The sequence below is a fragment of the Mesorhizobium sp. WSM4820 genome (assembly GCF_055811075.1).
In genome coordinates this window covers 92,605-114,322 of record NZ_JBVVQN010000016.1, presented here as the reverse complement: position 1 = coordinate 114,322, position 21,718 = coordinate 92,605, and the positions used below count along the sequence as shown (strand labels likewise).

At 59.6% G+C, this 21,718-nt stretch carries 15 protein-coding genes and 6 pseudogenes; 16 read left to right on the top strand and 5 right to left on the bottom strand.

Going from position 1 to position 21,718, the window contains the following annotated elements:
* Positions 1–26: 26 nt before the first annotated feature.
* The 4 genes and pseudogenes from AC0L2R_RS24225 to AC0L2R_RS24210 form a co-directional block, all read right to left on the bottom strand.
* Positions 27–963: pseudogene (locus AC0L2R_RS24225) on the bottom strand (IS630 family transposase); the annotation flags it as partial.
* A 169-nt stretch (positions 964–1,132) separates the two neighbouring features.
* Positions 1,133–2,089, bottom strand: coding sequence for a glycosyltransferase family 10 domain-containing protein (locus tag AC0L2R_RS24220; protein WP_065010665.1), 957 nt, complete (start codon positions 2,087–2,089; stop codon positions 1,133–1,135).
* A gap of 364 nt (positions 2,090–2,453) precedes the next feature.
* Positions 2,454–2,860: pseudogene (locus AC0L2R_RS24215) on the bottom strand (transposase); the annotation flags it as partial.
* 146 nt (positions 2,861–3,006) lie between these two features.
* Positions 3,007–3,354: pseudogene (locus tag AC0L2R_RS24210) on the bottom strand (aldehyde dehydrogenase family protein); the annotation flags it as partial.
* 180 nt (positions 3,355–3,534) lie between these two features.
* Between AC0L2R_RS24210 and AC0L2R_RS24205 the strand changes: the two are divergent.
* The 16 genes and pseudogenes from AC0L2R_RS24205 to AC0L2R_RS24130 all read left to right on the top strand — a co-directional run.
* A pseudogene (locus tag AC0L2R_RS24205) lies at positions 3,535–3,783 on the top strand (ArdC-like ssDNA-binding domain-containing protein); the annotation flags it as partial.
* A gap of 878 nt (positions 3,784–4,661) precedes the next feature.
* Positions 4,662–5,843 (top strand): 5-demethoxyubiquinol-8 5-hydroxylase UbiM, encoded by a 1,182-nt coding sequence (ubiM, locus tag AC0L2R_RS24200; RefSeq protein ID WP_065010661.1) that lies wholly within the window; start codon positions 4,662–4,664, stop codon positions 5,841–5,843.
* 349 nt (positions 5,844–6,192) lie between these two features.
* On the top strand, positions 6,193–6,801 hold the full coding sequence (nodS, locus tag AC0L2R_RS24195) for a nodulation methyltransferase NodS (RefSeq protein ID WP_095780356.1): 609 nt from the start codon (positions 6,193–6,195) through the stop codon (positions 6,799–6,801).
* 1,944 nt (positions 6,802–8,745) lie between these two features.
* Positions 8,746–9,342 (top strand): NodA family N-acyltransferase, encoded by a 597-nt coding sequence (locus tag AC0L2R_RS24190; RefSeq protein ID WP_065010659.1) that lies wholly within the window; start codon positions 8,746–8,748, stop codon positions 9,340–9,342.
* A gap of 55 nt (positions 9,343–9,397) precedes the next feature.
* On the top strand, positions 9,398–10,672 hold the full coding sequence (gene nodC / locus AC0L2R_RS24185) for a chitooligosaccharide synthase NodC (protein ID WP_473511984.1): 1,275 nt from the start codon (positions 9,398–9,400) through the stop codon (positions 10,670–10,672).
* Positions 10,673–10,721: 49 nt separating this feature from the next.
* Complete coding sequence (nodI, locus tag AC0L2R_RS24180; protein ID WP_082982602.1) at positions 10,722–11,744, top strand: nodulation factor ABC transporter ATP-binding protein NodI; 1,023 nt, start codon at positions 10,722–10,724, stop codon at positions 11,742–11,744.
* A 3-nt stretch (positions 11,745–11,747) separates the two neighbouring features.
* Positions 11,748–12,536: an ABC transporter permease gene (locus tag AC0L2R_RS24175; protein WP_065010657.1), complete on the top strand. Its 789-nt coding sequence runs from the start codon at positions 11,748–11,750 to the stop codon at positions 12,534–12,536.
* Positions 12,537–12,828: 292 nt separating this feature from the next.
* On the top strand, positions 12,829–14,844 hold the full coding sequence (locus AC0L2R_RS24170) for a carbamoyltransferase family protein (RefSeq protein ID WP_473512044.1): 2,016 nt from the start codon (positions 12,829–12,831) through the stop codon (positions 14,842–14,844).
* Between the two features lie 834 nt (positions 14,845–15,678).
* Positions 15,679–15,876 (top strand): annotated as a pseudogene (locus AC0L2R_RS24165) (aminotransferase class I/II-fold pyridoxal phosphate-dependent enzyme); the annotation flags it as partial.
* A gap of 314 nt (positions 15,877–16,190) precedes the next feature.
* Complete coding sequence (locus tag AC0L2R_RS24160) at positions 16,191–16,388, top strand: hypothetical protein (RefSeq protein ID WP_473512048.1); 198 nt, start codon at positions 16,191–16,193, stop codon at positions 16,386–16,388.
* Positions 16,389–17,155: 767 nt separating this feature from the next.
* Positions 17,156–17,260: a hypothetical protein gene (locus AC0L2R_RS24155; protein ID WP_473511982.1), complete on the top strand. Its 105-nt coding sequence runs from the start codon at positions 17,156–17,158 to the stop codon at positions 17,258–17,260.
* A 111-nt stretch (positions 17,261–17,371) separates the two neighbouring features.
* Positions 17,372–17,479 carry a hypothetical protein gene (locus tag AC0L2R_RS24150; RefSeq protein ID WP_473489080.1) on the top strand — a complete coding sequence of 36 codons (108 nt, stop codon included), beginning with the start codon at positions 17,372–17,374 and terminating at the stop codon, positions 17,477–17,479.
* Positions 17,476–18,135, top strand: coding sequence for a chitooligosaccharide deacetylase NodB (nodB, locus tag AC0L2R_RS24145; RefSeq protein WP_473511980.1), 660 nt, complete (start codon positions 17,476–17,478; stop codon positions 18,133–18,135). Before AC0L2R_RS24150 ends, nodB begins: the two co-directional genes overlap by 4 nt.
* Positions 18,136–18,599: 464 nt before the next feature.
* Positions 18,600–19,223: an FMN-binding negative transcriptional regulator gene (locus tag AC0L2R_RS24140; protein WP_065010655.1), complete on the top strand. Its 624-nt coding sequence runs from the start codon at positions 18,600–18,602 to the stop codon at positions 19,221–19,223.
* A gap of 28 nt (positions 19,224–19,251) precedes the next feature.
* Positions 19,252–19,893: a LysE family translocator gene (locus AC0L2R_RS24135; protein WP_473512043.1), complete on the top strand. Its 642-nt coding sequence runs from the start codon at positions 19,252–19,254 to the stop codon at positions 19,891–19,893.
* Between the two features lie 116 nt (positions 19,894–20,009).
* Positions 20,010–20,664, top strand: a pseudogene (locus tag AC0L2R_RS24130) (TIM barrel protein); the annotation flags it as partial.
* 14 nt (positions 20,665–20,678) lie between these two features.
* Here AC0L2R_RS24130 and AC0L2R_RS24125 read toward each other — a convergent pair.
* Positions 20,679–21,614, bottom strand: a complete 936-nt coding sequence (locus tag AC0L2R_RS24125; RefSeq protein WP_473511978.1) for a LysR family transcriptional regulator — start codon at positions 21,612–21,614, stop codon at positions 20,679–20,681.
* Positions 21,615–21,718: the final 104 nt, after the last annotated feature.

Genomic DNA, 21,718 nt, shown 5'->3' with positions numbered 1-21,718 from the left:
GCGCAGCTAGAGCAGACTCGACTTATTCCGGGGTCATAGCCGTCTGCCTCGAAATAGTGCCTGCATTCCTCGGCCGTGAAAGCTGCGAGGCAGTTGGCCACGACCGACGTTCGTCGATGGTTCGGGTTGCAGCCTTTCTCAGGAGAGCCTTGAGCTTCGAGAAAGCCATCTCGATCGGGTTGAAGTCGGGCGAGTATGGCGGCAGGAACAGGAGCCGCGCCAACCTTCTCGATCACCTCGCGCGCGCCGCTGATATTGTGGGCGGGCAGGTTGTCCATGACCACGATGTCGCCGGGGCGAAGCTCGGGTGCGCGGACCTGCTGGGCGTAGGCGAGGAAGGCACAACCATTGATAGGGCCATCGAGCAGCATTGGCGCCGCCATGCCGCCCAGCCGCAGGCCGGCCGTGAAGGTGGTAGTCTTCCAATGGCCGTGAGGAACGGCCGCCCGGCATCGTTCGCCGCGCAGGCTGCGGCCACGCAACCGCGCCATCTTTGTGGATGCTGCGGTCTCATGGACGGAAATCAGCCTCTCGGGGTCGAGATCGAGCTGGCCATCGAACCAGGTTCTGCGGCGGCGCAGGACATTGGGGCGCTGCTGTTCGGCGGCGTGCGCCGTCTTGTTTTGAAACGTGATGCCGCGCCGGTCGAGGTACAGCCGGACCGTGGACGACGCTGCCCGCACGCCACGCTCGGCGGCAAGGCGCTCCCCGATCTCAGCAAGCGTGATGTCCGGCGCGTCCTCGATGAGGCCAAGAATAAAGGCCTCATGAGCATCGAGCTTCGAACGCGACGGCTGGCCCTGCTTGCGCGCTTCCATCTGGCCGGTCTCGAATAGCGGCGATACCAACTCCCGGCCATCGAAATACCGATCCGGATGCGACGCGTCGCCTCCCGCGTCGAATCCCGACTTCAATGGCCGCAATCACGCGCCCACGAAGGTCCGCCCTTGGGCTCCTCATCATCATCACATCCTCGTAAATCACGGGGACAGTGAATCAGACAGGATCTTCGCGTCATTCCCAAACCGACCCTGTGTTAATCGAAGATGCTCGAGGCATTCTCCGCCGAGTGTTCCGTACGGACCCCTGCCAGACCACCAACCGCCGGGCGCGCGAAGCGAAACCTTGCAGTTCATTCGTCTACCCCAAAATCGACCTCGGGCGTACCGATGTGCATAACTTTAGGCGGCAAAGGCTTGTCCTGAACGCTTTCGATGAAGCCCGCGAGATAAGCAAATATATTGTACTTCTCAAGTACCAACCGCTTCGCCTCTCGTATTGCATCGCGACGTTCCTTCCAGAGGTCCGAGTTGATTATTTCTCGGATCTTTTGAATTACGTTCTTGTCCTCTGGATCAATCAGAACCATTGAATCCGGCGGAAAGAACCTCGTGATTGCCGGGCTGCCGTAATAGATCGGCATTGTTTCAGCAACGAAGCAGTCCATAAGCTTCTCTGTAAAATAGTAATCAGCTCTAGTATTCTCGAAAGCTATACTGTAGCGGTAAGGTGCAAGTGCGTCCCATTTATCTCCAATCAGGTGAAAACCTCGGCCGAACAGGTCGAACTCGATCTCCTCTCTCAGCCGCTCCAAAAACGCCAGCCGATATCGATGTCCTTTAAGCAGGGCGATGTTGCTGGTAATCCATGAGAGCCGACGCGGCTTGTCAACGACTTCGCTGACCAGAAGTTGGTCATATGACTTTCTTACAGACCAAGACCGAGTGATAGGTGGAGACAAGACGAACCGACGCCCTGCATTCTGCTGGGCTACCAACTCTGCGTCAGACGTCAAAACGATGGTATTTTCCCCCTGCCCTAGATGGAGGGCGCGATGAGCTTTCGTCGGCGGTTCGCCGATCGCAAAAATTGTCCTGTTCGGGCTCGCCTCGATATCAACAGGAAGTCCAAAAACAGAAGGAGAGTTAAAGATTATATGCCAATCCGGCGTGAAGGATGTCTTGCGGACAAAAGCGACATCGTTCCAGATTCCACTGCCCTTTGGAGTGAGATGGTGGATGGCGTCATCCAGACCGCCCCAAGAATCGAGGCATGCAGCAACAATGGGCGCCGGACGTTCCGTCAGCAATTTGGCGCTAGACAAAGTAGTTCGACCCCTTCACTTCGGTGGTACCGGCAGTAATTTCTGCACCAGGGCCAGACCTCTCTGCGCCTATTCCCGTCGTGAGATGAAGCTAAAACGATCGGAATCGATGGCTAAACGGGACGCAGGTAAGCCCTTCGATATCGAAAAGTTTGGGAGAACTGCACAAAGGCTTGTAACCCCTCCTCCTCCATCTCAATCGGCTGCCATAATCTAGCTCTGACTATTTTTGATGCAGTTTGGGAGTTCTGTCCAGAGTCTTCTGCAAATTTGCGATCACGGTCGCCGGTGTTGGCGGGTCAGGCGCGGCGTCTTCAAGTAACGCATGCGCCCAGCCCGCCCGCCGCCGTCAGGCGGCCTTGGGCTGCTCCAGCTTGCGCAGCATCTCCTTCTTGTTCTCGGCCAGGTGCTCCATGTTGAGATTCGCATGGCCTCCAGCCAGTTTTCGTGTGTTTCGACGGCGAGCGCGCGGACGAGCCGCAGACAGCTCTCAGCGCTGGGAAAGATGCGCACCACCTGGATGCGCCGCTTGATCTCCTGATTGAGCCGCTCCAGGATATTGGTGCTCTTCAGGCGCTTGTGATGCTGGCGTGGCAGCCGGTTGAAGGTGAGCGTCTCCTCGATGTTGTCCTCCACCCACTGGCACAGCTTGGGGCAGGGCGTCTCCCACTTGGCCAGCCATTGGGCGAGGTCGGGCCGCACTTCGGAAAGGTCGCGCCGGTCATACATCCAGCGCAGTACCTGCAGGCAGTCATCATCGATCCATTGGGCCGGCAAGATGTCTCGCGAGCAGATCGAAGCCGGCCGTCCTAGACCGCCTTCTCAAGCGCGGCGCCCAGCCGAAGGGCTCAAGGCCATCGTCGCATGGTTCAAGCGCCTGTGGATCAAGTTCATCGGTTGATCAGTGTGCGGCCGACGGCATCGCCTTTGCAAGCAAAGATCAGGTTGACGACGCCTTCGGGAAAGCCGGCCGCGCACATTGCGCCTGCAACAAGCGGCGTCTGTGCGGCAGGTTTCAATATCACAGTGCAGCCCGCCGCCAGAGCCGGTGAGATCTTGCGCACCACCATTGAAGCCGGGAAATTCCATGGCGTGATCGTGCCAACAACGCCGATTGGCTGCTTGACCACCAGCATGCCCCGGTCAGTCGAGGGCGGGAAGATCGTCTCGCCATAGATGCGGTTGGCCTCTTCGGCATACCATTGCAGATATGCCGCCGCATGCGAGACTTCCGACTTGGCTTCGGCAAGGCGGCACTCCCTTCTAGGCCAGCCGCGGCATCCCGCAACCCTCCGCTTGCCGCTCCGGGTCCTCCTCTTCGTTCCGGTCCTTCGGATGCGGTCTGCCTTCTACGGCGGGCCTTTCCGGTCGCTTTTGCCGCCCACCCCGCTTCCGGGGGAGGGCGCAATTGGCGAACGGAGGACCAGACAATGCGTGCAAACAACAAGCGTTCCGGCAGCCGAGAGGCTGGCGCGGGCAAGGGCGGGCGCACGGGCGCCAGCCTCTATCAGGAGATCACAGACCGTATCGTTGCCGAACTGGAGCGCGGCACCGTGCCATGGGTCAAGCCCTGGGGCAGGGCAAAGGCAGCCCTTGGCCTGCCCAGGAATGCAGCCACCCAGCGGCGCTATTCCGGCATCAATATCCTGATCCTGTGGGGCGCCGTCATCGAGCGCTCACAGCGATAGCCGGCGGCAATGGCGACGCCTTTGCCCTCGCCACCGTCTTCGCCCGTTTGCTCGCACTTTGCGACGACGACGTCTTGTCATGGCCGAGACGCTCGAGGCCGGCAGCGCCGTGGTCGAAGCGGTCGGCAACCAATCTGAGCATCGACTGGGCGCACGGTCGATCAATGGGCCGGGGTCCAGCCGCTGTTCGTCCGCGAATAGGTGCCAAGCCGGGCGGCGGCTCTTTCGAGTGCCGCCGCCCCGCTTGCCTGCCGCTGGAATACTGGCTGATGCGAAAACGAGGCGATGACAGCCCGATCACGCTGACCGGCGAAGCCGGCTTGGCTTCGTCGAAGATCCGTTTGGCTCCATATACACCGTGCCTTCGCGCACGCCACGGCTGATGATGGAAGTCGGCTTCGGCGTGTCGCTGCCCTCGCGCCGGCGCTTCCATGGCGAGCCGGTCATTCGCTGATATCGCAAAAGTCCTGAAACACCCTTCCCAGACCAGACGCGCCTGGTTCCCCTTAGCTGGTGCCATTGCGTCGTCATGGGGTCAGCTGGCACACGACTGGATTGGATCGAGGTCATCTGACGCCGGTCCCGCCTCGACTGACCCAGATCAAGGCCATGTCCTCGTGGGCGTGGTTTGATCGACAGTCCTTCAAGGGAAAACGCATGTGCTGACCGACAGCCTGATCGTCGCTCCCAACGTCTTGACAATCCAGACCATACGGCGGGCAAATGACGATTCACCGGCCAGGAACCGACGTGAGAAACCCGCTTGAGGCGATGCGGCGGGCACTGGATCGCAGCGCAATCGATGCGCGACATGCGGCTCGACTCCAGCAACGTCTCACGAAGATAGCCAACGCGCTGGCGGCACGCTGATGGCCGGCTTTGACGACAGCTTCGACATCATTGTCGTTGGCGCCGGGCCGGTCGGACTTTCCTTCGCCGCATCGCTTGCCCACAGCGAGCTCAAACTGGCGGTTGTCGAAGGGCAGTCCCTGCAAACACTGGCAAGTGCGGCTTTCGACGGTCGCGAGATCGCGCTCACCCACGCCTCGACTGGAATCCTTCGCGAGCTCGGCGCCTGGGATGTTATCCCCGCTTCGGACAAGTCACCGCTTCAAGGCGCACGCGTCCTCAACGGATCGAGTCCTTTTGCGCTGTGTTTCGATTCCCCCGACGGATCCACGGAACCACTGGGCGTTCTGGTTCCGAATTGCCGGATCCGCGATGCCCTTTTCAAGATCATCCGCTTGCAGGGCCATGCCCGGCTGCTGTGCGGCCATTCGGTCGCGCGTGCAACAAACAGCCATCAGGGAGCAGTCGTAACGCTCTCCAATGGCAGGCAGCTGACCGCTCGGCTTCTCGTTGCCGCCGATTCGCGTTTGTCCGCCACCCGCGATCTGCTCGGCATCGGCGCCGATATCAATCGGCTTGGCAGCTCAATGCTGATTTGCCGGGTGTGGCACGAGCGCCCCCACCACCAGATCGCGATCGAATGGTTCGACCACCATCAGACGATAGCGATGTTGCCCCTCGCGCGAGGCATGTCGTCGCTGCTTTTGACTTTGCCCTCAAACGAGGCCGACGGACTGCTTGCCCTCGACGACGAGTTGTTCCTGATGGAGTTGACGAAGCGCTGTCGAGGGCGCCTCGGCAACATGAGCTTGGCAAGCAGCCGCCATATCTATCCGTTGGTCACCACCTGGGCCCACATGTTCCGGGCGCCGAGCGCCGCATTGATAGGCGACGCTGCCATTGGCATGCACCCGGTGACCGCGCATGGCTTCAACATCGGCCTCGGCGGCCAGAGGCAACTCGCCCGTGGTATCCTGGCAGCATGGCGCGACCGTCGCGACATTGCCGATCCCGACATGCTCCACAGATATGAAAGCCGACTGCGCCTGTCGGCGGCGCCGCTCTACCATGCTACGAATATTCTCGTCGGACTCTACTCAAGCGAGCACCCGGCGGCACGGCTTGCAAGACATGTGGGGCTGCGCTTCGGCCAGCATCTTCCCTTTGTCCGTCATGGCATTGCGGCCATGCTGAGGCGGTGAACCGCAGTCATCATAGCATCATCGTCAGCGTGCTGGCGTCGTAACAGGCTGGCGAGTTTGGTTCGATGTGAGAAATTTGTCGGCCGGCGCCACCCAGACGTGGTCCCAGCCACGCCCAATTCCGCCTTCGATGTGTTTACGGCGTGGATGGTTATCATCCAAACAATCAATTTTGCCAATCCTGCGGACCCTATTAGGAGCGTGACCGAAATCAAGTGCCTCGGCCCGCAGGTCTGCCCGGTGCAGGAAGCGGCCCCGCTTCTCAGATTGGTGTGCCCGGGTCCCCGACGCTAGCGACATCTGACGGCATTTGCAGCGCCGGTGATTGCTGCCTTAGCGAGGTGGGAATTTGACCCATAAAATCGATCATGAACTGCTGAATCGAGAAATGGCCGCAGACGATCCATGGCGGCTCGATGGCAACCCGTTCGAGCGGGAGCGCCACACGCAAATTCTCCGGTTGTCACTTGCGCAAGGTCCTGTCGCAAATGGGCTCGAAGTCGGGTGCGCTGCTGGCGCTTTTACGGAACGGCTAGCCCCCATTTGCCAGCGGCTCACTGTGATCGATGTCGTGGAGCCAGCGATTACGCGAGCACGTTTACGCATGAAGGAGCCGCCGCACATCAGGTGGATAATCTCCGATGTTCAACAATTTTCGAGTGATGAGCTGTTCGACCTGATCGTCGTGGCGGAAGTTCTTTACTACGTAGGAGACCTCGTTCAGATCCGCGCAGCAGTCCGCAACCTGGTAGGCCTGCTTGCGCCAGGCGGGCACCTGGTTTTCGGGTCGGCACGTGACGCCAATTGCCAACGCTGGGGGCACGCTGCTGGTGCAGAGACCACTATCGCCATGCTGAACGAATCGTTGACCGAGATCGAGTGCATCGAGTGCCGGGGCGCGTCGATCAATGAAGACTGCCTGCTGGCCCGCTTCCGAAAGCCGATTTCCGCTTTCTGATGAAACGAATTGTCGAAGTTGATTTGGAGACACTGTGCGCTTCTGTGGTGTCAAGCTGATCCTATATGTGGACGTATAAGAGCGCCCGATTGCGACAAGTTAGCCGGGTCCGGGCGATGGTCACTTCTGCTTAGGTATATCCGGCGTCTTCATGGGGCTCGATGTTCAGGGCCGCGAGCCTCGAGGGGGTTTCGCGGACTTCCACCTCAACGGCCCCCAGACGTCGGCCGAAGCCTTTCCGCTCCACATATCAGGGTCGGAAGCGACGGGGTGACCGTTCCCCCACCTCTGCCATTTTGCGTAAGGCGCATTGCAAGGATGTGCGGTGTAGTATCGCAACCTTGGCAGGGAAATCCGCTGTCGCGTTTCCCGTGCACCCTTCCGGCCTTGCGGTTCTGTCGGCATCGAGCCTCATCACACCATCGAAACGTCCGCCGTTTCATCGCGCTTGGAGGCGGGGCATTCCTGCCCCTCCCAAGACCCCGCCCAGACCAACGTGATTGCCGTTGGATCGCAGCCAAGGCGTATGCCGCCTTGGCCCCGCATCATGATTTCGCATATGAAGACGAACCAAAGGGCCTTCGAGCCCCTTGGAGCCCTGACCAAGCCTGCGCGGATTAGATGCCGCCGGCGTCTTGCCACCGGTACACGCATAAGCGGATCTCTCCCTCCCTCTCATCGAGGTCTGCGCACACCACAAGGCTTTGGCTACTTTTCAAAGATGGGATTCCCGGGGCCTGGCGAACCTGGAAATTGCCAGCCCATATGCGTGACTGTGTTCATGACGGCGCATGTCAGTTCGGTGACATGTTGCTGAACCTGTTTCAGTAGAAGAGCCAATGCTCTCGATGATCGCAACACGGCGCAAAGCCGATAGGCGCTCTGGCGCGAGCGTGCCAAGGCCCGCCAAGCCCCTTTGAAAATACCCAAAAAATCAAGAAACGGCTTTACCCAATAAATGACCGATAAATACCCAGATGGAGCGAAGTCCTTATTTTGCATGGCCCCCTATGCGGGCCGGGCTCTATGACTGCCGCCACCGAACCTCAAAGGTGTTTCGGCCCAGGTGGGTGACGATCCCTAGCCGGGAAAGCGGCACTCCTCGTCGGGGGCCGTCGGTCCCGTGTCCCGCCTTCGGCGGCGCTATGCTGACACTCCTACCGGCTGCCCTTTTAACCGATCTCGTCGTTGCAGCCAGTCCCGCGTCCCGGCCCTTCGGCCGGCGCAAGTGCTGACGCTCCTTAGGCTGCCTCTTCTGTGTGCGGCGATCTTTGATCCCTCGCACGGAATGAAAACTTAGGGGCCAGCTCCTTCGCGCATTTCAGGCCTCAGGTGCTCAAGCTGGGTGTTCCAGTCGGCCAAAACCTCAAACAATTCGTTCGAAGTAGCGCCATCCGGGTGCGCCCTCCTTCCCGCTCTCCAGGTGCTTTCACCGACAGTCCGGTTGACAGGCAACACTCGAGAGCGTTGACCAGACGATTCCTGTTGGCGAGTGCGACCATCGCACCATTGGCATGCCGTCTTGCCGCAACTTGTCGAGCCAGAGCTTCGCGGAACCTGTTTGCCGCCGGCGATCCAGAGCTGCGCGATCGTACGTCAACGCTCCGCCGCGTTTGCTGACGCCTATCGGGCCCATCCTCCACTTGATCGCTGCTTCGGCACGAGGCGCAGCCACGCCGCTGGCGGCCGCTCTTGAGGCAGGTTGTGTCACCAACAGCTGCCATCGGTGCGTCGCCGCTATCGGGGCCAATCGAGCACGACCAGAAGGTCCAGATCAAGGCCTTTGAAACGCATGGTTTTAGCATCCATAGCGTGGATGCTCTCGATCTAAACAATCAATTTTACCAATCTGGGCGGGTCGTTCATAGACCCCCACATGACATGCACCGCCGCTGCTCTACCGCGTGAGGTGCACAAAAGAACCCAAAAAGAGGAAGTCTTCGCATGCGCAATGACGTGCAGTGGAGGTTGTGCTGGGAAAATGAGTTGCAGCTTTCCGATCACCTCGAACTCTCTGAGTTCTTCCGGAAGACCTATGAGCCGACCGGAGCCTTCAATGGAATGCAATTCGAAGGCGGTCGAAGTTGGGCCGGTGCAAGGCCGGAGGTCCGCGCAATCGGCTATGATGTGCACGGGGTAGCCGCTCACTTGGGCCTGCTGCGCCGATACATCAAAGTTGGCGACGTTGATCTGCTGGTCGCTGAACTCGGTCTATACGGGGTGCGTCCGGATCTTGAGGGGCTGGGAATCGCCCATTCGATTAGCGTCATGTACCCAGTGCTGCAGCAGCTTAGCGTTCCATTCGCTTTCGGCACGGTTCGGCAAGCGCTCCGGAACCATGTTGGGAGGTTCTGCCGCAAAGGCTTGGCGAACATTCTGACGGGCGTTCGCGTGCGTTCAACCCTCCCGGACGTGTACCCCGATCTGCCTTCCACGACGCGAGTCGACGACGACGTACTCCTCATGGTGCTCCCAATTGGACGCTCGATGAGCGAGTGGCCGGCCGGCACTTTGATCGATCGGAACGGTCCAGAGCTATGACCTCGGATTTGTTATCCGCTCGCTTCCTCAAATTCACAGAAAAATCTGAGATCTCATGAACCTCTTTGCCCCAGCCAGTATTGTTGCAGTCTGCTCTTATGCGCTGCTGTCGACCGTCTATAAGACCGCGCAGGTGTTTTATACCCTGCCTACAAACGTACCGCCGACCTCGGGCGAACCCGCCGGCTGTGAGCCTTGGCCGAGCGTCGATGTCATTATCCCGTGCTACAACGAGGCTCCTCGCACCCTCTCGGACTGCCTGGCTTCCATTGCAAGTCAGGACTACGCCGGAAAACTGCAGGTCTATGTTGTTGACGACGGTTCTGGAAACCACGATGCCCTCGTAGGTATACACGAGGAATACGCGCGCGACCCGAGGTTCAACTTCATTGCGCTCCCAAAGAATGTCGGAAAGCGCAAGGCACAGATTGCGGCGGTTCGCCGCTCGTGCGGAGATTTGGTGCTCAATGTAGATTCGGACACGATACTCGCGCCGGACGTCGTCACGAGGCTTGCGCTAAAGATGCAAGATCAAGCGATTGGCGCCGCCATGGGCCAGTTGGCGGCTAGCAATCGCAGTGAAACTTGGCTGACGCGGTTGATTGACATGGAATACTGGCTCGCCTGCAACGAAGAGCGGGCAGCGCAGGCTCGGTTCGGTGCCGTCATGTGTTGCTGCGGTCCGTGTGCCATGTACCGGCGATCCGCGCTTGTTTCGCTCCTGGATCAATACGAGACGCAGCGCTTTCGAGGGAAGCCGAGCGACTTCGGTGAGGACCGCCACCTTACGATCCTGATGCTGAAAGCAGGCTTTCGAACAGAGTATGTCCCGGAGGCCGTCGCGGCAACAGTCGTTCCCAGCAGCATGGGTCCCTATCTGCGCCAACAGCTTCGCTGGGCCCGGAGCACGTTCCGGGACACGTTGCTGGCGCTCCAACTGCTGCGCGGCCTTAATATTTATCTCACATTGGACGTGATTGGGCAGAATCTTGGCCCATTATTGCTCTCTTTTTCGCTCCTGGCTGGGCTCGCGCAATTCATAACGACAGGTACTGTGCCCTGGACGGCATGCCTGACGATCGCGGTCATGACTATAGTTCGCTGCAGCGTGGCAGCGTTTCGTGCGCGCCAACTTCGATTTCTCGGATTCTCGCTCCACACACTCATCAACATCTTTCTCTTGCTCCCATTGAAAGCATACGCGCTGTGTACATTGAGCAATAGCGATTGGTTGTCGCGAAGCTCGGCCGCCACTGTGACAGACATCGGCGGCGCCCTTCCAAAGCCCGCCTTGGTGGCATCTGACGCAGCTTACAGCGAACAGCAATAGTCACGTGATCGCAGGTGGAAGAGTTTTGAGCCAGGACCAGGAAGATCAAATGTTGAGTCGGAAGTTGGACCCAGAGGATTTGCGGCGGATCGAGACTGGTCCGATCGAACGGGAGTTTCACGGGCAGACAAGCGCGAAAAGCTCCGTGCCTGACTCTCTGTCGACCGTGGCAGTCGATTTTGCCGGCGTAACCAAGTCGTATGGGAACAAGGTCGTTGTCGACGAACTGTCGTTCTCCGTTGCGTCGGGAGAGTGTTTCGGCCTCCTCGGACCAAACGGGGCGGGCAAAAGCACGATTGCGCGTATGCTCCTCGGCATGACATGCCCTGACGCGGGCGCGATCACGGTGCTCGGCGTGCCAGTGCCGGCGCGCGCTCGGCTGGCACGCAGGGGCATTGGCGTGGTCCCGCAATTCGACAATCTTGACCAGGAATTCACCGTACGCGAGAACTTGCTGGTGTTCGGACGCTACTTCGGCATGAGCACACGCGAGAGCGAAGCGGTCATCCCGTCGCTTCTCGAGTTCGCTCGCCTCGAGCGCAAGGCGGATGCGCGCGTCTCGGAATTGTCCGGCGGCATGAAGCGATGCCTGACGATGGCGCGGGCGTTGATCAACGACCCCCAGCTCATTGTGATGGACGAGCCGACCACCGGCCTCGATCCGCACGCGCGCCACCTGATCTGGGAGCGGCTGCGCGCCCTGTTGGCACGCGGCAAGACGATTATCCTGACGACGCATTTCATGGAAGAGGCTGAGCGATTATGCGATCGGCTGTGCGTGCTCGAAAGGGGTCGCAATATCGCCGAAGGCCGCCCGCAGGCGCTGATCGACGAGCATATCGGATGCCAGGTCATGGAGATTTACGGCGGCGATCCGCACGAGTTGCTTTCGCTGGTCAAGCCACATTCCCAGCGCATCGAGGTGAGCGGCGAAACCCTTTATTGCTACGCGCCCGACCCTGAGCAGGTGCGCACGCAACTGCAGGGGCGAGCAGGTCTGCGCCTTCTTTTGCGTCCAGCCAATCTCGAGGATGTTTTCTTGCGGCTGACCGGGCGCGAGATAGAGGAGTGAACGATGATTGAAGATTTTGCGGCGGCGCTGCCGTCCAATGCGTGGAACTGGGTTGCGGTGTGGCGCCGGAACTATCTGGCATGGAAGAAAGTCTCACTCGTGACGATTCTCGGTAACCTTGCCGATCCTATAATCTACCTTTTCGGACTCGGCACCGGCCTCGGCATAATGGTCGGCCGCGTCGACGGTGCGTCATATATCGCCTTTTTGGCGGCCGGCATGGTCGCGGTAAGTGCGATGACCGCCTCTACCCTCGAAACATTGTACGCGGCTTTCGCTCGCATGCACTCTCAGCGCACTTGGGAAGCAATGCTGTACACGCACGTTACCCTCGGCGACATCGTTCTGGGTGAACTGGCGTGGGCAGCCACCAAGGCCTTCTTGGCCGGTACGGCAATCACCATTGTCACCGCAACGTTGGGTTATGCAGCCTGGCCGTCCGTCCTCTATGCGCTGCCAATCATTGCTCTCACTGGGTGCGTGTTTGCGAGCCTTGCGATGGTCGTCACCGCGCTTTCGCCCAGCTACGATTACTTCGTGTTTTACCAGACGCTTGTCCTCACACCTATGCTGTTCCTGTCCGGTGCCGTTTTCCCATTGAATCAGCTGCCTGACGCCTTTCAGAAGATAGCGCGATGCATGCCGCTGTCACATTCAATCGACCTCATTCGTCCGGTGATGCTTGATCGCCCGATCGTCGGCATCGCCCTGCACATCGGGGTGCTCGGCCTGTACGCGCTGTTGCCATTCTTCCTCTCGATGGCGCTGTTGCGCCGCCGACTGATGCGCTGACGCGAAGAGAAGGAGATAAACGATGCGCTATGGACTTCGTGCTGCCAATAAAAACGACATCGCCAACAGAAATCGGCATGCCACGGATGGTCTTCGGTGGCATCCACTCAATCTATCAACGTTATGGGCCGCCCGGCACCTCGATCACAGGATGTCATGTTGATCCCGGCCGAAGAGAATTTCTTTGAGCCCGATCATGTTTGACTGGCGTTCGTGGCGCGAACGACAACGCGGCCTGTGTTTCTGATCAGACGGCCAATTTAATATTCCTGTACGACAAATGGAGAGCGAGATGCTGTGTCTAGGATTGAACGGCGGATTGGACAAAGTCTATGAAAACAGATTTCAGATTTCAAACACATTCATGCACGATGGCGCTGCGGTGCTCGTCCGGGACGGACAGGTCATTGCGGCGGTAGAAGAGGAGCGCCTCAATCGGATCAAACATTCCAACAAGCTCCCAATTAGTGCGGCTCAATACTGTCTTTCAGCCGCTGGGGTTCAGCTCAGCGAAATCGATCGTGTGGCGTTCTACGCTACCGAAGCCTATAGCAACGCCATGCTCGAAAACATGCTAGCTTCCCAGCCGGACGCCTCCATTCCGTTGGACGCTAAACTGTTGATGCAGAGGCTGTTGGCGCAGGAGTTCGGTACCGAGCTCGACGCTTCGCGTATCTCATTTGTAAGTCATCATCAGGCGCACGCCGTGAGTGCTTTTGCAATGTCGGGCTTCGAGCAAAGTCTGATTTTCGCGATTGATGGCTCTGGTGATTTCCTGTCGGGCCTTGTGGCGGTAGGATCTGGTACTGAAATTACGCAACTTGCGACTTTCCCGGAGAACAATTCTCTCGGGCAATTTTATCTCGAGACGATCCGGTATCTCGGCTACGGCTTGTTCGATGAATACAAGGTAATGGGGCTTGCCCCCTACGGCGATCCCGTTCCCTATCGCGAGCTTTTCGAGAAATTCTATGAACTCTCTGCAAACGGCGAGTATCGCGTCCACCTGGACCGCATCGGTCCGACTTTGCTCCGCAGCATTCAGGTTCGGCAAAAGGGAATGCCATTCACTCAGCAGCATATGGATGTGAGTGCGTCGTTACAGGAAGCGCTCGAACGCATCGTGTTTCACATTCTTCGCCATTATCGTGAGGCCACCGGGATGACGCGGTTGTGCCTGGCCGGCGGAGTTGCGCACAATTGCTCCATGAACGGCAAGCTGCTCTATTCAGGACTTTTCGAAGACATCTTCGTGCAGCCCGCATCGCATGACGCTGGATGCGCATTAGGCGCCGCGCTAATCGTGTCTAATGAGTTGGGCCGCCCAGCGCCGCGTAGGCGATTGCAGGAGGTCTATTGGGGGCCGGAACTCGCGAGCGATCACGCTGTCGAAGAGGAACTAAAGGCATGGGCGGGGCACCTGGAGTTTGAACGCACTGAGGAGGTGGCGGATAGGGCAGCCGAGTGGATGGTCGGTGGCGCCGTGATCGGCTGGGTGCAAGGTCGTTCGGAGTTCGGGCCGCGAGCGCTCGGAAATCGCAGCATTCTTGCCGACCCCAGGCCCGCTTCAAACAAGGACCGGATCAACGCTATGGTCAAGAAGCGGGAAGGATATCGCCCGTTCGCCCCATCAGTTTTGGAGGAGGATGCGCGCGAATTTTTCGACCTCCCGGGCAGTGCGTGCGAATTTCCCTTCATGAATTTCGTAGTTCGTGTGCGCGATTCCAAGCGTGATTTGCTCGGCGCCATCACGCATGTCGACGGTACGGCTCGGCTGCAAACAGTATCGCGCAAGGCCAGTCCGGCCTACTGGGACGTCATCAATGCCTTCAAGCAGCGGACAGGCATCCCAATTCTGCTCAATACGTCCTTTAACAACAATGCCGAGCCGATCGTGGATTCAGTTGCAGACTCGATTGCCACGTTCCTGACGACAGAGCTGGATGGACTTGTGGTCGGGCCGTACCTCGTCAAAAAACGGGCCGCAACGCTGCAGGATTGGACTGCGCTCGCTGTTTCATTGCCGCCCTATGTATCCCTGCATAAAGTCCGCGCATACACGGCGCAGGATCGCCACGAGACCGTCTGCGAAATCCGAACGGATCACCGTGACTGTGCGCGTATTTCACATGACCTGTTCGATCTGCTGACGCGGATCGAAGGCGAAGCCGTGCTCGCGGATCTCCTCGACACAATTACGCTGGATCAGGGCCAGCGCGAGGCTCTCACAGGAGAACTGCGAGGATTGTGGGAGCAGCGCCACGTTCGGATGCATCCCTCGCAAGCTGCTCGCGTCCACCAAAACTGATGCCAAAGTCTGGACGACCGATAACAGCTGCCCAAACACCGGTCTGCACCTTCATATGATGGTCTCCAATCCAATTGACCGAGGCAAGGGTCCTGATGATTGCGTCTGCCGCGAGCATGCATGTTCGCTCCAGCTAACGCTTATTGCAGACGCGGATCAGCAATGGATTTGCTTACCGGTGGCTCAAGACAGCACGAGTTCGTCGTTTCTCGACGGCGTACCGGGTCGGTGACCGCCCCTGCGACATCAGCTTGGTGTTGCGCATAGCGGATGGGACGAGCGTTGGTGGATAGATTGGCGTGGGTTGACCCCGGTGGCGAGCGGGCTGGGCCGCTTGCGGGAAAGGCGGCGGCCCTTCGGCGCGCCAAGCCGGCATGTTCGTCGTTGAGCTGCTTTTGGCAAAATGCGTCGGTGGGGCGACGATCTTGCCTTTATGCGGCTTGATGCTTCGGCCTCCAATCATCCGGCCCTGTTGTTGGCATCCTTGATTTACGGCAATACGACGCCGGTGCAGATTTCGACGACGCCATCTTCAGGAAACCGAGGGTCTGTTGGTCAAGGTCACGCAGGGGTTAGCGTTGGCGATGCCCGACATCTGCTCTCGGGCAATCGCCTGATCGGAATGGGCCGCTAATCCCCCAAAACGGGGCGGCCCGGGTCACTTGTCTGACTATGGCGAACGGCTGCGTGGGAATCCGCGGTGGCGGGATCACCTGCCGAACACGCTGAAGGTAGATTTCCGGTATGGCGTCCTGGCGGCCTCAGATTCCCCAGCCTCGGTTTGGAAGCGCACGATGAACGCGGCGATGGCGCAGCGGCCGGCACGGCTCGCCTATGACGATCCGTGCGGTTCGCGCCCGGCTGCGCCAGGCACTTCAGGGCTATCACTGGCGCGCCCGTACGGTTCGCTTCGAACCCGAGCAGATCGTCATCGTCAATGGTTCGCAGCAGGGGCTCGATCTCTGCGCGCGCCTGCTGCTCGACCCAGGGGACAGCTTCGTCATCGAGGACCCCTGCTACAGGATGGCGCGCCAGGTCTTTGCCGGCACAGGTGCTACGCCCGTTCCCGTCGAGGTTGACGAGGACGGCATGCAGACGGAGCAACTGGCGGGGGTCGCGGCCCGGCTGGCCTATGCGACGCCCTCGCATCAGTTTCCGCTCGGCGGCGTCATGCCGATGGCGCGGCATCAGCTTCTGGAATGGGCGCGGGAGCAGGGCGCCTATGTCATCGAGGACGACTACGACAGCGAATATCGCTACGATATCAGCCCCGTTCCCCCGCTGCACAGCCTCGAGGATCATGGGGCGTCATCTACCTCGGCACCATCTCCAAGACGCTTTCGCCGATGCTGCGCATCGGCTATCTCGTCGTCCCGGCGGAATTGCAGCAGGTTTTGGAAACCGCCAAGCAGTTTGCCGACCAGCATTCTCCGGTGGCGGAGCAGGCGTCATTGGCCTCTCTGTTCGAGAGCGGCGGCTATGAAAGGCATGTGCGCCGCGTGCGCCGCCTTAACGGCGAGCGCCGGGAGGTATTTCCAACCTGAAGCGGATTTTCCGAGATCGGATCGCCGTCCAAGGGGCCGACGCTGGACTGCACGTCGTCATATGGTTCAACGACCTGCCGCGATCGCGTGAAACAGCGTTGGTCGAAGCCGCCCGACATGCCGGTCTGGGGCTGCACCCGATTTCGCCGCCAATCGGCAGCCGGGAGCAGGCGAAGCCGACCGCGCCGGGCTTGTCATGGGCTATTCCGCCTTGAGCATCCGGCAGATCGAAAAAGGCGTCGAGATGCTGCGCGACGTCGTCCTCAACTCTGAGACGTCGACGGTTCCGCACGCGGGGTTAGAACATTCGCGACCGCTCATCGTAAACAGGTCATGGTTGAAAGCAGTTGGGCGACGGCCGCGCTCATGGCCGGCTGAATTAGCTGATCCGGCTTGCCGCCACCGTGCCGTTGCGCTCGGTCAGCAGTGCGTGGAGCCGACGAGGAGCTTCACATCAAGGGCCATTGTCTCATCTATCCGCAACATGGATGCTTGTCATCGAAACATTCGATTTTGACTATCGGACAGGACATTGCATAGGAAGAATTCAAGGATGCAGGCTAGGGAGGTTGTCGATGTATGCGGTTGGCTCCGAGGAGCATTTTCTGGTGTGTGCATTCTGGTCTGCGCCGAAAATTGAGCGAGCCGATCCCCTTTTCGACCAGGTACGTCGGTGATCGCGCAAGCTGCATCGCGTCGGCTCTTTCGCCACAAGCCCCCAACTAGCGTAGGTGTCTACCCCAAGGATCAACAAGTCGAGGTTTCCCATGCGCTCCCAAGAACGGTGGAGGTTGTGCCGGGAGAACCAGTTGCAAGTAGCCGATCACATCGGACTCTCCGAGTTCTTCCGAAAACCCTATCGGGGGGACTGACCCTGCAATGAAAAGCTATGCGCTGGTAATTTGAGACGTTCTGCAGAGACGGCCCGGCCACGATGTATCGATGTTCGCGTGCGGTCCCACTCAGAAGTGCTGGATCTCGACATGCCGCCTCGCGTGGAGGACGTGCTCCTCGTGATTATGCCGATTGCGCGGCCGATGAGCGAATGGCCGACCGATGCAACAATTGACCGGAAGGATCCGGAGCTATGAAACATCTTGATGACGGATGGGAGGTGCAGAGTGAATGCGCTGATGGAACCGGCCGTCGGAGCGTTTATCTGACGTTTGACGACGGTCCCGATCCATTCTTCACACCACAGATACTCGATGTGCTGGCGCAAAATCGGGTGCCAGCGACTTTCTTCGTGATTGGTGCCTACGCCGCAGAGCACCCGGACCTCATCCAGCGAATGATCGCAGAAGGGCATGAGGTGGGCAACCACACGATGTCTCATCCGGATCTGTCCAAATGCGGCTTGGGCGACGTCCAACGTGAGGTATTTGAGGCGAACCGTGCCATCATGGTAGCATGCCCCCAGGCCTCGATCCGCTACATTCGCGCGCCATACGGCGCCTGGAGCGAAGAAGTGTTTACTGCGTCAGAGATCGCCGGGCTGGCGGCCCTTCATTGGTCGATAGACCCAAAAGATTGGTCGCGGCCCGGCACCGAAGCGATCGTCGATGCTGTGCTCGCCTCGGTCCGGCCCGGCGCAATCGTGCTCTTGCACGACGGTTGTCCTCCCGACGAGTCGAGACGGAGCACTCAAGCCGGTCTGCGCAACCAGACCGTTATGGCGCTATCCAATCTGATTCCGGCATTAGATGCCTGCGGATATGAAATTCGCCCGCTTCCAGAACATCACTGAAATGCGAGATCCTATGGACCTGCTTTCCCAGCCAGTGCCTTGGGTCTCGCTTATGAAGGCTTACAGGCTTCGCCGACATCGGACGAACTGTAGGCTCCGACCCGTTGACTAAGCGTAGACGTTTGTTGTCACCTGCTACAATGAGACCCGCGCAGCCTCTCGGCATTGCCTGGCGTCGCCGGAACCTCTTCGACGATTCTTTCAATATGGTCTCCGGGATCGCGGGCTGCGTCCACAAGGTTTGGCAAACTAGTCGCCATTGCCGGGATATGCCCGACCCCTCGGCTGCGAAGGACCAGGGGTTCTCCGACTCGCACACCCCGCTGTGGATCTGCTCCTCGATCGTCACGATGGTCGGGTGCGATGCCATTTTTCACAAACTGGACCACGTCGATAGCTTCTGACTGGCTGTTTCCTGCAGGCCAGAGTGCCGGTATCTGACTGGTGACGCAAGGAGCTTCGCCATGTACATCCCTCCCGCTTTCCGCGACGACGACAAGGAGTCCCTGCGCGCGACCATCCGCGCGGCGGTGCTGGCGAACTTCGTTACAGTCACGGCGGAAGGGCCGCTCGCAACGCCACTGCCCCTCTTCCTTGACGAGAGCGAGGGCGAGCACGGCGTGATCTACGGGCACCTAGCGAAGGCCAATCCCCAGTGCCATGTTCCGCCGCTGGGCGACGGCTTGGCCATCTTCATGGGGCCGGACGCTTATGTGACGCCGGCATGGTATGCGACCAAGCGGGAAACCGGGAAGGTCGTCCCGACCTGGAATTACATCGCCGTCCACGCCTATGGTCCGGTCGAGTTCTTCGAGCATGCGGGAAGACTGCTGGACGTCGTGAATCGTCTGACCGACCACCACGAGGGCGAGCGCGCCTCGCCTTGGGCGGTGTCGGACGCACCGCCGGATTTTGTACAGGCGCAACTCCGCGGAATCGTCGGCCTGCGCATGCCGATCACGAGGCTGGAGGGCAAGCGCAAACTGAGTCAGAACCGGAACGCGGCCGACCGCGATGGCGTGGCCGCGGGCCTTGCGGCGAGCGAGCGGGCATCTGACCGCGAGCTCGCCGCTCTCATCCCAAAATAATCATGAACTTTGTCGGAATCGACCCATGATGCCAGAACTGGCCCCATTCGCCCTGTACCTCGCCGCGGCCTCCGTGCTCGCCATCACGCCCGGTCCGGGCATCTTCTATGTTGCCGCGCGCACGCTCGCCGGCGGTCGTCCGGAGGGTATCGCTTCCAGCTTCGGCACGGGGTTGGGGGGCATGATCCACGTCCTCGCAGCAAGCCTAGGTGTTTCCGCGATCGTGCTCGAGAGCTCGGAACTGTTCTCCGCATTGAAGCTGTTCGGCGCGGTCTACCTCGTCTGGCTAGGCTTTCGCACCTTTCAAGCCGCGCGCCGAGCGACTGGCGATGATGGCGCCCCGGTGCGTTCAGTCGGACCCCGGCGGGCGTTTCGTGAAGGGGTGCTGGTCGAGGCTCTCAACCCGAAGACGGCAGCCTTTTTTCTAGCCTTCCTTCCGCAGTTCGTGAACCCGAGCGCAGGGCACGTAGCTCTGCAATTCGTGGTGCTTGGCTCCGTGTCGATTGCGCTCAACACGCTCGCCGACATCGTGGTTGCCTTCGTGGCCAGCGGCATTCAAGACGGCGCGACAGCGCGTCCCAGGTTGATCCGCCGCCTGAGGGAGGCGTCGGGCGGCGCGATGATTGCGCTGGGCGTCGGCCTCGCTCTGGCGAAGCACCCTGCTGCCTGAATTTTGCATCCGATCTGGTTGGGCATCTCTCCGGGTCGGCGGGTTAGCTTGAAGCAGATGGATGGCTGCGAGCCAGCTTCGGTCATTACACCGATTCAGGCGATGTCTCAGCAGGCGCGGACGTCCGGTCTGCCGCCGCTGAAGCAGGCGTTGGGATTTTTCCATCAATGCCTTGCAGCGCTTCAACGAGTGGACACCAGCCCGCAAGACCGAGGCGAGCAAGCTCGCCGATTATGCGGCGGCCTGCGGAGCCAAGACGCTCATGCTAATGCCTGTCAACGACGGCTCCTGGCCCGCCAATGGCGAGCGCCGGGGCGATCTCCGCTTTGCCTTGAAGGCGCTCAAGCCGATTCTCCAGTCGCGCGGCCTGATCGGTCTCATCGAGCCGCTGGGCTTCCAGAGCTGCTCGCTTCGATCGAAGAACGAAGCGGCTAAGGCCATTGCCGCCATTGATGGCCAGTCCGTCTTCCGCCTCGTGCACGACACGTTTCATCACACGCTCGCCGGGGAGACGTTCTTCTCCTGCGACCTGACCGGTCTCGTGCACATTTCAAGAGTGAACGATCCAATCCACTGGATCTACCCGGATCGCGTCCTATTCGGTTCCGACAATGGCAGCCAGATCCGGGCCGCTGCTTGATGGCGGCTATGGGGGCCCCTTCTCATTCGCACCGTTTGTCGACGAAAGCCACCCGCTGGACGACCTCGCAGGCGCTCTTTCCGCGACTATCATCTCGTTCGACACGCCTGTTGACACGAGTGCCGGTGTGAGACGCGGTAGTCAATCAGGGCTTGCGACCCTTTTTGGCGTCCCGCGGAGAACTCATTCTCGACGCCTCCTGTAACAATATCTCTCGCATCCAGACGCTTGCCGCATCACTGTTGTGAAGGGCGGGCCATTGGAGGGCCTCGGTAAATGCGGGAAGCGGCAGCGGAAGTTCGATGATCCGCAGCGGGAAGGTTTTCTTGAAATGCTCAACCAGCCGGAAGGGCATGGTCGATATACGAGCTGTGCCTGAGACCATCGGCGGGATCATGCTGAAGGCCTGCACGATAACCTCGACACGTCTCTTCAGGCCATGCTCAAGAAAAAAACGCTCCTCGACGGAGGGCTTCCGCCCGAACTTGGCCGCAACGTGCCTCATCGACATGTATCTCTCGAATGTAAGCTGCTGCGGCAGCTGCTTGTTCGTGGGGCAGCCTACGCACACGAGCGTGTCGTCGAACAGCGCCGCTCTTGGATGCGCGCTCGACATGAACAATTCTGGACAAATCAGAAAATCGACGTCACCGCGCCGGAGAAGCTCATCGGGGTCGTCGTCGAGCGGCAGCAATTCGAAGCTGACGGCGGGTGCTTCGCGTGCAACACGCTCCACGACCTTTTCAAAAAACACGAGTGTGGCGAAATCGGAAAGGGTGATCCTGAAACGGCGATCGGACTGAGCCGGATTAAACGGATCCCAAGAAATAATCGAGCTCTGGATTTTCAAGAGTGCGCCGCGAACAGCGGGGGCGAGTGTTTCCGCACGTGGGGTTAGAACACGTTCGCGGCCGCTCATCGTAAACAGTTCATCGTTGAAATAATCGCGCAGCCGGGCGACGGCCGCGCTCATGGCCGGCTGACTTAGGTTGATGCTGCTTGCCGCCGCCGTGAGGTTGCGCTCGGTCAGCAGTGCGTCGAGCACGACGAGAAGGTTCAGATCAAGGCCTTTGAAGCGCATCGCTTTCACTTATCCATAGCGTGAATGCTCGCGATCTAAACAATCGATTTTACCAAACTTCCAGGGCGCTGCATAGATGACCGGACCTGACATGCACCCGATCA